12 protein-coding genes are annotated in these 13,283 nt (G+C 68.9%); 4 read left to right on the forward strand and 8 right to left on the reverse strand.

Features of this window, described 5'->3' with window-relative positions; genetic code table 11:
- Nucleotides 1-76: 76 nt before the first annotated feature.
- The 4 genes from OG905_RS37155 to OG905_RS37170 form a co-directional block, all read right to left on the reverse strand.
- A complete protein-coding gene (locus OG905_RS37155) occupies nucleotides 77-550 on the reverse strand; it encodes a hypothetical protein (protein ID WP_328681460.1) in 474 nt (157 codons plus the stop codon).
- Between the two features lie 528 nt (nucleotides 551-1,078).
- A complete protein-coding gene (locus OG905_RS37160) occupies nucleotides 1,079-2,593 on the reverse strand; it encodes a SpoIIE family protein phosphatase (RefSeq protein WP_328681461.1) in 1,515 nt (504 codons plus the stop codon).
- A 336-nt stretch (nucleotides 2,594-2,929) separates the two neighbouring features.
- Nucleotides 2,930-3,391, reverse strand: a complete 462-nt coding sequence (locus tag OG905_RS37165) for an ATP-binding protein (RefSeq protein ID WP_328681462.1) — start codon at nucleotides 3,389-3,391, stop codon at nucleotides 2,930-2,932.
- Nucleotides 3,392-4,119: 728 nt separating this feature from the next.
- Complete coding sequence (locus tag OG905_RS37170) at nucleotides 4,120-5,328, reverse strand: MFS transporter (protein WP_328681463.1); 1,209 nt, start codon at nucleotides 5,326-5,328, stop codon at nucleotides 4,120-4,122.
- Between the two features lie 572 nt (nucleotides 5,329-5,900).
- Between OG905_RS37170 and OG905_RS37175 the strand changes: the two genes are divergently transcribed.
- Together OG905_RS37175 and OG905_RS37180 are read left to right on the forward strand one after the other, a co-directional pair.
- Complete coding sequence (locus OG905_RS37175) at nucleotides 5,901-6,479, forward strand: PadR family transcriptional regulator (protein ID WP_328681464.1); 579 nt, start codon at nucleotides 5,901-5,903, stop codon at nucleotides 6,477-6,479.
- Between the two features lie 20 nt (nucleotides 6,480-6,499).
- Nucleotides 6,500-7,480 carry an NADPH:quinone reductase gene (locus OG905_RS37180; protein WP_328681465.1) on the forward strand — a complete coding sequence of 327 codons (981 nt, stop codon included), beginning with the start codon at nucleotides 6,500-6,502 and terminating at the stop codon, nucleotides 7,478-7,480.
- 71 nt (nucleotides 7,481-7,551) lie between these two features.
- Here the strand turns inward: OG905_RS37180 and OG905_RS37185 are convergent, their stop codons facing one another.
- The gene (locus tag OG905_RS37185; protein WP_328681466.1) at nucleotides 7,552-8,382 is read right to left on the reverse strand and encodes a class I SAM-dependent methyltransferase; all 831 of its coding nucleotides are present in this window, start codon (nucleotides 8,380-8,382) and stop codon (nucleotides 7,552-7,554) included.
- Between the two features lie 66 nt (nucleotides 8,383-8,448).
- Here OG905_RS37185 and OG905_RS37190 point away from each other — a divergent pair, with 66 nt between their 5' ends.
- Nucleotides 8,449-9,027: a TetR/AcrR family transcriptional regulator gene (locus OG905_RS37190; protein WP_328681467.1), complete on the forward strand. Its 579-nt coding sequence runs from the start codon at nucleotides 8,449-8,451 to the stop codon at nucleotides 9,025-9,027.
- 93 nt (nucleotides 9,028-9,120) lie between these two features.
- On the opposite strand, the gene OG905_RS37195 is transcribed toward OG905_RS37190, so the two are convergent.
- Together OG905_RS37195 and OG905_RS37200 are read right to left on the reverse strand one after the other, a co-directional pair.
- A complete protein-coding gene (locus OG905_RS37195; protein WP_328681468.1) occupies nucleotides 9,121-9,537 on the reverse strand; it encodes a VOC family protein in 417 nt (138 codons plus the stop codon).
- A 173-nt stretch (nucleotides 9,538-9,710) separates the two neighbouring features.
- On the reverse strand, nucleotides 9,711-10,802 hold the full coding sequence (locus OG905_RS37200; RefSeq protein ID WP_328681469.1) for an AraC family transcriptional regulator: 1,092 nt from the start codon (nucleotides 10,800-10,802) through the stop codon (nucleotides 9,711-9,713).
- A gap of 199 nt (nucleotides 10,803-11,001) precedes the next feature.
- Here OG905_RS37200 and OG905_RS37205 point away from each other — a divergent pair, with 199 nt between their 5' ends.
- The gene (locus tag OG905_RS37205; protein ID WP_328681470.1) at nucleotides 11,002-11,715 is read left to right on the forward strand and encodes a response regulator transcription factor; all 714 of its coding nucleotides are present in this window, start codon (nucleotides 11,002-11,004) and stop codon (nucleotides 11,713-11,715) included.
- On the opposite strand, the gene OG905_RS37210 is transcribed toward OG905_RS37205, so the two are convergent.
- Nucleotides 11,699-13,006 (reverse strand): beta-ketoacyl-[acyl-carrier-protein] synthase family protein, encoded by a 1,308-nt coding sequence (locus tag OG905_RS37210; protein ID WP_328681471.1) that lies wholly within the window; start codon nucleotides 13,004-13,006, stop codon nucleotides 11,699-11,701. The genes OG905_RS37205 and OG905_RS37210 overlap by 17 nt on opposite strands.
- Nucleotides 13,007-13,283 lie beyond the last annotated feature (277 nt).

Consider the following 13,283-nt stretch of genomic DNA (forward strand, 5'->3'; position numbering starts at 1 on the left):
CCTGTGGCCGGACCTGACGGCTGTCGGCCGGCGTCCGCCGTGACGTTGCGCCTCTCGCCGGGAATTGCTCCTTGGTTCACCGGTCACCGCCGCTGTCCGCTCCGGCGCCGGGGGCGCATCCCCCCGACTGCGAGGGGGACACCTGACTCACATGGATGCTGCCGCCGCCCTGGACAGCGAAGAGCTGACCGCCATCGCAGGCGGTGTTGTCCTGCACCCAACTCTGCTGGCTCCGGGGGAGCTCATGGCACACCTCCTCCACCATTGCTCTCAGGTCGTCTTCGGCCTCGGGGTGTTCGCGCAGGAGCGCCGCCAGTCGCCGCCTCCAGGGCCCCACCAACTCCCGGCGGACGCCGTCTGCATCGTCGTCCTCCTCCACAAGGGCGGCATCACCGCGCAGCTGCGCCTCGACGGCATCCAGCGGGTGGCCGCGGCGATGAAACAGCCGGGCCGCGGCGGCTTGGGCGGACTCCCACGCATTGGTGGCCATCGCCGCGACGATGGTGTGCGCGCCGGTCATCGCCAGGGTCGTCAAGGGATCCGTGTCCAAGGTTCTCCTTCAATCCGGTTCGGGTGCTCACCGGACGCATAGGTCCGGCGCGTTCACTGGATCTCGCCGAGGGGATCCGCCGGTGGCGGGGCATCAGTCCACGAGTGGTGGCCCCTCGGTGGTCGACTGCGGTGAAACAGGGCAGCGGATCTGGCGGGGTCAGAGGAGAACACCCACAAGCGCGGAAGCGACTCAGTACCGGGGCGGCCTTCATAGTTCGCTGCCCAGCACAGAACTCCGGGAGTCCGAGCGCCCGACGCCGGCGTCAACTGCCCGGCCCGGATCCAACCCTGTCCTACAAACGCATCATTCCGGCTGAACTCGCCCAGCGCAGCGGTTGAATGCAAGTTGTGCCAGAAAGGCAAATGTCAGTCGAAATCGCCTGCAAGTCGATCCGTGTGTGACGAATCCTGATCGCGGACGGGGATCGGGCGGGCGTCTTCGTGTGCCGCGCCTTTTGGACGAATGCCTGCCGGCCGGTGTCCGCGCGCGCCGGCGCCGCTCCTGCAACGGCTGCCGTCGGCGAGGTCAGGCAGGAGTCTCCTCGCCTGCTGGACAGGGCCTGGCCCGGGCGATGAGCAGGGCTACATCGTCGTGATCTCCCGGGTGGCGCAGGGAGCGCAGAAGCATGTCGCAGGTGTCGTCCAGCGAGCGATCGGGGTCGTCGAGGAATTCGAGGAGGGTGTCCAGGCGTGCGTCGATGGGCTGGTCGCGGGTCTCGACCAGCCCATCGGTGTAGAGGACGAGTTGGTCGCCCGACACGACGTCGAGGCAGGTCGTGCGGAAGGCTACGCCGCAGCCGCCGAGCGGTGCGCCGGTGGGCAGGTCCAGAAGTTCGCGTTTGCCGTCCGGATGGAGGATGACGGGCGGCAGGTGCCCCGCGAGGGAGACGTGGCACTGTGCGCTGTGGGGGTCGTAGACGGCGTAGACGCAGGTGGCGATGGTGTCCAGGTCCTCGGTGATGTGGTCGAGGTGCTGGAGGACTTGGGCGGGGTCGAGGTCGAGGCCGGCCAAGGTGCGGGTGGCAGTGCGGAGCTGGCCCATGGTGGCGGCGGCGCTGACGCCGCTGCCCATGACGTCTCCGACGACGAGGGCGGTCTTGTCGCCGCCGAGCGCAATGACGTCGAACCAGTCGCCGCCGATCTCGCTGGCTGCCTGGGCGGGCTGGTACCGGGAGGCGACAGCCAGCCCAGGCCGTTGCGGTGGCGGGTGGGGCAGCAGGCTGCGCTGGAGGGTGAGAACGGTGCGGCGTTGTTCCTGGACGGCACGGTGCCGCTCGGTGACGTCCACGCTGGAGGTCACCACCCCCAGCACTTTCCCGTTGGGCGCTTCGAGCCGGTGGAAAGAGATCGACCACGCATGCTCGTTCTCCGGGTCGGCCGGTGTGCGGCCGACGGTGTACTGGTCCGAGACCGGGGTGCCCGTAGTCAAAACCTCGCGCATCGTCGCTTCGAAGGACTCGTCCAAGAAGGGCAGCACGTCATGGACGTGCCGGCCCACATGCTCGGCGGCAGGTACGCCGTTCATCCGTTCCTCCGCCGGGTTGACCGAGACGTACCGAAGGTCGGTGTCAAGTACACCCAGTCCGATCGGCGACTGGGACACCAGTCGGGCGGACAGTGCCAGATCCCGTTCGACCTGCCGTAGCGTTGCCTGATCCGCGGCCAGGCCCAGGGCGTAGTTGTCCCCCTGGTCGTCCTGCAGCCGCATGTTGCGGAACTCCACCAGCCGCGTGCTGCCGTCCTTGTGCCGCACGGGGAAGATGCCGGCCCAGCTGCCGCCCTCTTCAATGACCCGGGCGAACACGCCCAGTACGACCTCCATCTGCTCCTCATGGACCAGCAAGGGGCCCGCGAACTGGCCGAGGGCCTCCTCGGCGCTGTAGCCGAACAGGTCCTCGGCCTGCGGGCTCCAGAGATCGATCCTGCCCTCGGCATCCAGTACGACGGCGGCGACGCCCAGCGCGTCCAGCAGACCGCCTGACGCGACGGAGGCAGACCCAGTCCGTTCCAGGTCGTCCCCGAAGGATCCGGTTGGACTCATCGCAGGCACTCCTTCCGCCCGCCGCCGCACATTGCCTGCCACGGCTCGGGCCCGCGCCTTGTCGCCCATCGCCTGGGCTACTCCATCGTCGCCCCGCACCCACCGGCCACGCACCCCCCAGCCTGCGCTGCCCGGACTGCCCGCCGGGTGAGCAGATGCGTGGGTCCGGAGCCGACGGAGGCGCGGCAGGATGCGCTGCCATCAGAGGCTGACCTGGGAAGATGCCCCGCGGCTCCGCCCTCGGGCGAAGAGGGCGGAGGCCGTTTTCATCGGTACCACACGTCCGTTGCGCGCAGGTGCGGCCATGCCTTCAGCGCCAACTCCGCGCGGACTGGGTCAGCTGGGCCTCTTGCGCTCAAAGTGCATCACCGGGCAGGCGGCGGCCAGGCATGCCGCGAGGTCCACGCTGTCCGCGGAGTCGGCGGCGGGGAAGACCGCCTGGATTTCCTTGCCGCGCATGTGCATCGAGCGTACGTGCAACGCGCCGCCGGCCTCGCGGGCGAGGCTGTCGACGATCATCAGGCCTCGCCCGCAGTCGCGTCCGGGATCGGCTTCGAGCTGCGGCAGCGGCAGGAAGGGGTGGTCGTCATGCACGGCCAGCGCCAGCGTCGTCCCGGTTCTGGTGAGTGTCACCGTGGTCCTGGCCGACTGCGGGACGGCGTGCCGTGCGGCATTGCCGACCAGCTCGGAGATCACGAGCGAGGCCGTGTGCAACCCGTCCTCGTGCAGCCCCCAGTCCCGCAGGACGCGTGTCGCCCTCTTTCGGGCGACCGGGACCTCCGCGGGTACCGCGAGCACGGTGAAACCGTAGACGCAAACAGCGTTGCCCGGCTTTGGGCGAGAGGCCGGGACGCGGTGTGTGTGGGTACGGCGCCGTGCCGCGGACGGATTCGAGACGGTGGTTCGCATGGCGATTCCCGGTGGTTTGCCCGGCAGGGTTACCGGCGACTGTTGAATTGCGCCCTCCTGAAGGCGCGGTCTGTGACCAGCGGCCGGCCACGCTGAGTCGACCGCTGCTCACGGTCGGTTCCGCGGGAGCGGAGTGGGAGTGCTACCGACCGATGTTCGACATTGCCGAACCCTAATCGGGTTTCGATGATGGGACAAGGGCCCGTTCAAGGCATTTGTCTCCACTGGGCAGTCCAGGCGTCGCGCACGGACGAAGGCGTCACGGGAGATCTGAAGCCGAGCGGTCAGAGCCCACCACTGCGTTGTGGGACGTGATCAAGGGCGTCCGTCAGCGGAGACGTGGCAGTTGCGCCGACTTGATCGCCCACTAACAATGTCGGCCCGTCAGTACCCAGCACGGTGCGAGCGGCACTGGCGCGATGTCGCGGCAGGCCGGCCAAGGACGCAGACAGCGCGCTCAGACGCTTCACAACCGCACTGGACCTGTACGCCCTTGCCTCAGACCCGTGCACATCGGCGGTAGGTGACCGGTTCTCGAGGCGGCCTCCAACTCCCTCTCCGGCGGCTCCCCTTCGGGCAGGCGGGCGGTGCAGAGCGGATATCACCGGGCGCCCGGATTACGCCCCCGCCGGCGGCCGGAGTGCGGCGTACGTTCCCGCGCCCGCCGCCAGCAGCATCACGCAACCCGTGAAAATCAGCCCGGCTTCGCGCAGCCCGATCCATGTGGCCATGGCGCCGACACCGACCACCGGCAGTGAGATCCCGGCGTAGGCAACGACGAAGAACGCCGAAATGGTGCCGCCTCGTTGCTGTGCCGGGGCCGCGCCGCTGACCAGGGTGAGTGCAGCGCGAAAGGCCAGTCCCTGGCCGCTGCCGCCGCACAGGGCGCCCAGGACGAGAAGCACCAGGGATTCGGCGATCAGTGACGACGCCACCAACATCAGGCCCACGACGAGGATGCCGCACCCCACGGGGAGTGCGAGGCGCGTGCCGATCCGTTCTGTCAGGGACTGCCCGACGGTCGAGGCCAGGAACACGGAGAACGCCAGCCCGCCCGCAACGGCCAGGTTGTGCACGCCCAGCGTCTGCGAGGCGAAGCTCGGCGCGACCGCCGTGAACAGACCGAGGAGCGCGAAGCCGGCGAACGCCGCCACCGCGGCAGGTGCGAAGACACCCTTCACCTCCGGAGGCACCTTGAGTCCCTGCGGCTTCAGAGGCGGCCATCGCTTCGGTTCCGCCACGGTCTCCGGCAGGAACCAGGTGATGCCACTGGCCACAGCCACCAGCCCCAGGTGGACCCAGAAGGGCAGCATCAGCGGCCACGGCGCGTACTGGGCGAGCAGCCCGGAGAGCAGTGGCCCGCAGCCCAGACCACCCATGTTCGCCGCAGTGGCGGCGAATCCGGCTCGCGCCTTCTTTCCGGGAGGGGCGAGCTCGATGACGGCCGCTGTCGCCGCACCGCTCAACAGACCGGCCGCGCCGCCGGACAGCAGTCGCCCCGCGAAGAGCAGAGGCAGACCGCTCTGCAGGAGGAAACATCCCGCACTCGCGGCCGACAAAGCCATGGCGCACAGGAGCACCGGTCTGCGGCCGACCTCGTCGGAGTAGTTTCCCGCCACCAGCAGCACGGTGATGACCGCGACCGCGTATACCGCGAAGACCACGGTCACCATCAGCTCGGAGAACCCGATCTGTTCCTGGTAGAGGCCGTACAGCGGTGTGGGCAGAGTGGTCCCGGCCATCCCGATGGCGAACACCGCAGCCGCAGCCGGATAGCCCGGTCGCCAACCGCCGACTGCGTTCACTGCTCCCTTGCGAACGATCACGCAGGTCACCTTACGAGCGGTGTCACGGCTCGCATCGTTCCTCACGACCCGGTCGGCCGGGCGCGCCGGTCAACGTCCGCGGGTTGCTCCGCGCCGCCGGTGTGCGGGAAGGGGGGAAGCCGGATAGGAGTCGTCTTCCTCCTCGTCCAGTGGCGGCAGTTCGACGGTGTAGCGCGGCTGGAGGAACAGTCCCTGATGCTGCGGTGCAGTCGGCGAGCCTGCTGTGTTCTGTATGGGCTGGGCAGGATCGAGGTGGGGAGAGGCAGCAGTCATGTACAACCATCCGGAGTTGAGGGCCGCGCGGACCAAGGCGGAGCTGCCGACCGGTGATGATCGGAATCTGTCTGCTCCGCGTGCGCAAGCCCATTAGATCGCATTTGCCGCGGCAGCGGCGGCGCTGGCTTCCTGCTCGTGCTCGATGCCGAATTCCGGGCTGTCGCTGCCGACGTCGTGGTGACGGCCCGGTCGGCCGTTCCATCGTGCCGGATGTCATTGGCTGCTCGCGCGCCGACGCGTCAGGAACTTCACATCGATTCGATGCATACATCGTTTCGATGTGAGAAGCTGGCGCCATGCTGGAACTCGCGATCCTGGGATTCCTCGCCGACGGCCCGCTCCACGGGTACGAACTGCGCCGCCGCGTCGCCCAGTTGTCCGGCCACACGCGGCCGGTCAGCGACGGCAGCCTCTACCCGGCGATCAATCGCCTGACGAAGGCGGGTCTGCTGGAGCGGCGCACCGAGCCGGGCGCCGGCGCACCGCGGTACGTGCTGAGCCTGACCGAGGCGGGGCGCACCGAGATGCTCAAGCGCCTGCGTCGACCCGCCGATCACGAGATCACCGACAGCAGCCGGTTCTTCACGATCCTGGCGTTCCTCTCCCGGCTCCCCGAGGTCGCCGACCAGCACGCGGTGCTGTGCCGACGGCTGGAGTTCCTGGAAGCGCCTGCGAGCTTCTTCTACGAGGGCGACCGCCCGCTGCGCGCGGAGGACGTCACCGACCCCTACCGTCGCGGCATGATGCTCACCGCCCGCGCCACCAGCCGCGCCGAACGCGCGTGGCTGCGCGAGGTCCTGGGCGACGAGGACCGCGGCCCGAGCGCCGCACGCACAGGAAATGATCCACTGACGCTCGACGAGCGCGTCGGCTGAGAGGCTGCGGAGGTCTGCACATGCTTGCGTCCTGGTACGACCGACAAGGCCCGGCAGCCGAGGTGCTGGAGGTGGGCGAACTTCCCGACCCGCAGCCCGGCCCGGGTGAGGTACGCGTGCGCGTCACCGTGTCGGGCGTCAATCCCGGCGATACGAAGAAGCGGCGTGGCTGGCTGGGCTCGGCCATGCCCTTCCCGCGGGTGATTCCGCACAGCGACGCGGCCGGCGTGGTCGACGCCGTCGGTGAGGGTGTCGACGAACGCCGCACCGGGCAGCGGGTGTGGGTGTACGGCGCACAGTCCTACCGGCCGTTCGGAACCGCCGCCCAGTACACCGTGGTCCCCGCCCACCAGGCCGTAGTGCTGCCCGAGCAGCTCAGCGACGAGACCGGTGCCGGCCTCGGGATCCCCGGGATCACCGCCCACCGGGCGGTGTTCGGCGACGGCCCCGTCGACGGCAAGATCGTGCTGGTGCACGGCGTGCTCGGCGGCGTCAGCTCGCTGGCCGCCCAGCTTGCCCGCTGGGGCGGAGCAACGGTGCTCGCCACCGTAGTGCGCAGCAAGGACCTGGACAGCGTCGATCCCTCCATGGTGTCCCACGCCGTGGCCCTCGATCAGGCCGACCCGGCGAAGGCCATTCGCGCCCACGCGCCGCGGGGCGTGGACCGCATCGTCGAGGTCGCACTGTCCGACAACGGTGACCTCGACGCCGCGGTGGTGGCCGACGACGCGGTTGTCGCCGCCTATGCCACCCGGGCGGACCGGCCCCAACTGCCGTTCTGGCCGATGCTGTTCGCCAACGTGACCCTGCGCCTGCTCGGCAGCGACGACTTCCCCGTCCAGGCGAAACAGCAGGCCGCCCGTGACCTCACCGCCGCAGCCGCCGTCGGCGCTCTCACCGTCGACATCGGCGACCGCTACCCACTGGCCGAGATCGCCAAGGCCCACGCCCGCGTCGACGCCGGTGGCCGCGGCCGAGTCCAGGTCACCATTCCCCGGTAACGGGGCATCAAAATGCGTCTCCGGCTACCCGAGCCCACGATGCTTCGAGGCGTCTTCGCACGTGGGCCGGGTCAGGAGGGGCCGGTTCGCACCGCGGTGACCGCCACCGTCGCGTAACGCATCGTGAAGCTGCCCCCCATAGCGTCGATGGCGGCGCCGACGCCCTCCAGCACCTCCGCCACCTTGTCCGACGGAAGCTGGGCGAGGGCTCCGAGGGTGGGCATCTGGTCCAGCCACGCACCCCGGGTGTAGGACCACTCCCAGTCGAATCGCCACTGCTCGGGGTCGCTGAACCCGCCCCCGTCTCGGATTCCGTCGGCGGCCTTGGTGAACAGCACCTGGTACCCGTCCACGGCTTGCTTCGTCATCGCCTGGAGGCTGAACGGCGAGTCGGGCATCGCCCGCCGGTAGACCGTGGCGAGGGTTTCCGCCACGTCGGGCGGAAGCTGGAACACGTTCCAGAACGCTGCCAGTCGGCCGCCGGGCCGCAGCACCTGTGCGGCCTTGGCCGCTCCCGCAACCGGGTCGATCCAGTGCCAGGCCTGGCCGGCGACGACCGCATCGACCTCCCGGCCGGCCGGGTCCCAGGCTTCAAACGTCGTTACGTCAACCTCGACCCCGAGCTGCCGCGCCAGGTCGGCCATCCGGGCGTCGGGCTCCACCCCGAGCACCCTGCAGCCGGCCGCCCGGAACTGCCGGGCGGCGATTCCGGTACCGCAGCCGACATCGAGGACGTCGGGGCCGGGGCTGCCGGCGACGATCCGCTCCACCATGGCGTCGGGATAGCGGGGCCGGGCCCGGTCGTAGCGTTCGGCATCCGAGCCGAACGACTCCGCTACCTGTCGGCGTTCATGAGGCTCGTGTTCGGAGTGAGGCGCCGGCTCCGGCGGTATAGTGGGCATGTGCCCACTATTAGTGGGCACATGCCCACTCGTCAACCGGTCGGGCCCCGGGAGGAGGGACGCACGGTGCCAACAGGGGTAGCCATCAACGACGCGCGCGAGCAGCTTTTCGGCGCCGCTGAGAGTGTCCTGCTCCGGGACGGGCCGAGCGCGCTGACCAGCCGGGCGGTCACCACGGAGGCAGGCTGCGCGAAGGGAGTCCTGCACCGGCACTTCGCCGACTTCGACGCCTTTCTCGCCGAGCTCGTGCTCGACCGCGTAGGCCGGATCGACAACCAGGCCGCCGCCTTGCGCAACTCCGCCGGGACCGGCACCGTCGCGGACAACCTCACCGGCGCCCTGACGGACCTGTTCGGGTCGGTCGCGGTGGCGATCGTCGGCCTTGTCACCTCTCGGGACGACCTGCGCGGCCGGCTCCGCCAGACCACGCCCACCGGCATCCCGGTCCTGACGGAGGCTGCCGCCATGATCGTCTCGTACCTCACCGCCGAGCGCGAACTGGGCCGCATCGCGGCGGATGCCGATGTCGACACGCTCGCTCCCACGCTGATCGGGGCCGTGCACATGCTGTTCGGCGACCGGAAAGGCGCTCCGCCGGAGGCTGGAGCCGTCCACAGGGTCGTGACCACGGTCATCGCCGGGTAAGCGGGATTGTGCAGCTTGGCGGCGGCAGCTCCAGTCCGCCGGTGCGAATGACGCGCCGGCCGCCTCGGGGGAGGCCGACGCGTCGGTGCCCGTTCAGGCCTGCTGCTCGCTGATGTTGACGAGCCAGGTGATGCCGAAGCGGTCCGTACACATGCCGAAGACGTCGCCCCACATCTGCTTCTCCAGCGGGACCGACACCGTGCCGCCGCCGGAGAGCTTGTCCCAGTAGCCGCGCAGTTCGGCGGCGTTGTCTCCGCTCAAGCTCACGGAGATGTTGTTGCCGTACTTGTACTCCATCCCCGGTGGGGTGTCGGCGGCCATGAGCGTGAAGCCACTGTCCGTCTCGAGCATGCTGTGCATGATCTTGTCGGCGGCGTCTCCGGCTTCCTTCTGGCCGAAGTCGCCGAATGTGCTCACCGTCAGGGTGCCGCCGAAAATTCCCTTGTAGAACTCCATGGCTTGCCGGGCGTCGCCGTCGAAGGCGATGTACGGGTTGAGGCGAGAGGGCACGAGCTGTTCCTTTCGTGATGAGGCGTCAGTTCTGGCAGATTAGGCCGCGTGCTGCCGGTCATCGGGGCGACTCCCCGGCACATGAACGTCGGCCTGATGCCGCCCCGCCATTCCGCCCGGTCCCCGCCGCCTTCAGTCTCCGGGGCTTCGCTCCGAAGGCCGTCCTGAAATGATCAGAAGCGCCGGGTGGGCACGCTGGTCCGGTAAGCGCCGGGGGTCGCGCCCGTCCACCGGCGGAACGCGCGGATGAATGTCGCCGCATCGGCGTAGCCGAGCCGTGCGGCGATCTGGTCGACTCCGAGTCCGCGGGTGGACAGCATCTCGACAGCCCGAGCGTGCCGCGCTTCGTCCACCAGGCGCCGGTAAGTCGTGCCTTCCACAGCCAGACGGCGGTGCAGCGTGCGGGTGGAGACGTACAGCTCGGCTGCGGCAACACCCATGTCGGGGATCCCGTCCGGCCACTGCGTGAGCAGTTCCCGTACCCGCGCCGCGAATCCGGTGTCGGCGCGGCGGGCCAGCAGGATGTCGCACTCGCGTTCGCATACCCGCATTGTGTGCCTGTCCGCCTGCGGCAGCGACTGATCCAGTGCCGCTGCGCGGGTGACGATCGCGTTGCGCGGCGCCCCGAAGGCGATCGGCGTGTCGGCGAACGCCTCGTACGGTAAAGGCTCTTCAGGTTGTGGGAAGCGCAGGTCCAGCCGGAGGGGTGTGAAGGGCCGGCCCACAATGGTGTCCAGGATGGTGCGGATGTTGGCCATTTCCCGCTCGACGAAGAAGTGCCGGACGGGCTGGGGCACGAGCCTGTCGTCCAGGACGAGGCGGACCTCGTCCCTGTCTTCCTGAAGGTGGATCCCGACCATGGCGAAGGTGAGGTCCAGATAGCGCAGTCCCACAGCCGCCGCTTCGCGAAGCGTCGGGCTGGCGAGGAGTGCGAAGCCCCACACGCTGTACGTGCGCAGCGGAATCCGGCTGCCGACCTCAAGGCCCAAGCCGGGAGCATCGCCTGTGGCGCGGACCAGGTTCCGAGCCACGACGAGCTCCTGCCAGGCTCGGACACGTGCGGTGTCGTCGGCGAGAGCGTTCCGGTCCACGCCGCTGCCGTCGAGGCAGGCGAGTACGGGCACTCCGTGCTCGACCCCGACGTCGACCATCGCGCGGACGCCTGCGATGCCTCGCTGGAACTGCCGCGGACTGGTGGAGACTTCGGCCGCCGCCGTGTGTCCGGAACGGCCAACAGCATGGCTGCCATTGCCTGAAACCAGCACGGCCAATCCCCCTAGCATCGGAAGGGATCGATGCGGCGTATCCCGCCGCGAGCTGCCATTCAGACTATCCGGGATGCGTGTGCGGGCCAGGGTGCGTAGGTGGTATCAGCCATGGTCACCCTGGGCTCGGCGCATCCCACAGCCATAGCGTGTGCAACCGCTGTACTGGAATTTCCGAATCGCGCAGGCGGAGTGATTGATGGACGAATTCAGCACGGTGGAAGTGATGCTGGTCGACAATGAGGATCTTGTGCGCCGGGGTTTTTGTCAGGCCCTCGGGGAGGCGCCGGACATCACCGTGATCGCCGATACGAGGGTCGGCGAGGTGGCCTTGCGAACGGTCGAGCTGCGGCGACCGCAGGTCGTACTCGTCGATGCCGAATACGAATTCATTCAGGAACTCGCTCGGCCTGCCCGGGCGTCGGCAGCAGGAATCACGCCCGGAATCATTGTCCTGACCAGCATCGGCCTTGACAGTCATTTGTTCGGGTCGCTCAAGGCCGGTGCGAGCGGGTTTCTGCTCAAGAGTGCAAGCCAGGAGGAACTGACCTCGGCCGTCCGGGCGGTCGCCCGCGGCGCGGCCTTCATCTGCCCTACGATGACCCGGCGGCTGATCGATCGGTTCGAGATCCTCCCGCCGCCGCACGAGCGCTCTCACGCGGCCGCTCTGGCTGCCCTGAGCGGCCGGGAGAGGCAAGTCCTGTGGGGTATTGCCATGGGCAGGTCCAACCAGGAGATCGCCCTCGATCTGCATGTGTCGCCCGCCACCGTGAAGTCCCACGTCTCGCGCATCCTCGCCAAACTCGAGTTGCCGAACCGGATGCACGCGGCGCTGATGGCTCAGCGGAGCGGCCTCGTCGAGTCGCCCCGGCCTCCCGGCCGTCCTGCGCCCGCCGTCAGGCGGGCTTGGTGAACGCGAGGACCACGTTGTGACCGCCGAAGCCGAAGGAGTTGGAGATCGCCGCGGTGACCTGGGTGTGCCGCGGACGTTCCGTGACGAGCTCCACCTTCACCTCGGGGTCCTTGTAGTCGAGGTTCCTGGTCGCGGGAATCACGTCGGTGAACACGCTCAGGGCCGTGAAGACGGCCTCGATCGCGCCGGACCCGCCTATGAGATGGCCCGTTGCCGATTTGGTCGCCGTCACAAGGGCATGCGGTCCGATTGATTCCAGCAATGCCGCTGCTTCGATGCGGTCCCCGACGGGCGTACCGGGAGCGTGCGCGTTGACGTGGACGATGTCCTGCGGGCTGAGGCCACCGGCACGCAAGGCCCGGCGGATGGCCCGGACCTGACCGTCCGTCGAAGGAGCTGTCATGGCGTGCGCGTCGGAGCTCATGCCCGTACCGGCGAGCGTGGCATACGTACGCGCGTCGCGGGCCCGTGCGGATTCGGCTCGCTCCAGTACGACGACACCGGCGCCCTCGGACATCACGAATCCGTCGCGGGCACTGTCGAACGGCCGCGATGCGGCCTGGGGGTCCTCATGACGGCTGGACAGGGCTCCCATACGGGCGAAGGCCGCCATGGACAGCCGGCCGATGCACGCCTCGGTGCCGCCGGCGACAACGACATCGGCACGCCCCGCACGCAGTATGGCGAGCCCCATGGCGATTGCCTCCGCTCCGGAAGCGCAGGCGCTGGTCGGCGCGTGGGCGCCGGCGCGGGCGCCCAGGTCCAGACTCACGGCGGCCGCCGAACCGTTGGGCATCAGCATCGTCACCGCGAACGGCGACACACGGTCCGGCCCCTTCGTCGAGGACACGTCATGCTGCTCGATCAGCGTCTGTCCTCCGCCGAGGCCGGTGCCGATCACCACGGCCAGCCGCTCCGGCGCCACTTCGGGTGCGCCGGCGTCGGCCCACGCCTGTCGGGCGGCGACCATGGCCATCTGCTGGCAGCGGTCCATGCGCCGCGCCTCGACCCGGCCCAGTACCTCGGTCGGTTCCTGACTCAGCCGGCCTGCCAGCCGTACGGGCAGGTCGCGGGCCCATGGCTCGTCCAGCACGGTGATCGGGGATTCACCGGCGAGCAGCGCCGTCCAGGTGGAGTGGACGTCGGCGCCCAGGGGCGTGGTCATTCCCAAGCCGGTGACCACAACGCCGGTCGTACCGATGACTGTTCCGTTCGGGAGACCGGGGAGAACGGGGAGATCCGAGAGCTTCGGATAAGCCGAGAAGTGGTCGTCAGATGCTTCGTAGGACATCACGGTTCCCTTTCTGAAGCCTTCTGGGGGAATGTTCTCCCTTGGACATGGGCCGTTTGTCGTCCACTGCCCTTGGTCATGACGGTAGCCAGTACGAGGCGCTTTCCGTAACGGCCGACGGACGGAAGCGTGAGGGCGACCGAAGGCTGAATTTCTGTCCGCCTTCCGGGCTACTGGACAATGGCCTCCGGTAGGGAGGGATACCCGTCCGACGGCGAATACCCCATATTCCTCAGCCGACTTAGCATCTCTTCGAGTGCAACGGCAAAGGCAACGC

The sequence above is a fragment of the Streptomyces sp. NBC_00322 genome (assembly GCF_036147535.1).
Lineage (GTDB): Bacteria > Actinomycetota > Actinomycetes > Streptomycetales > Streptomycetaceae > Streptomyces.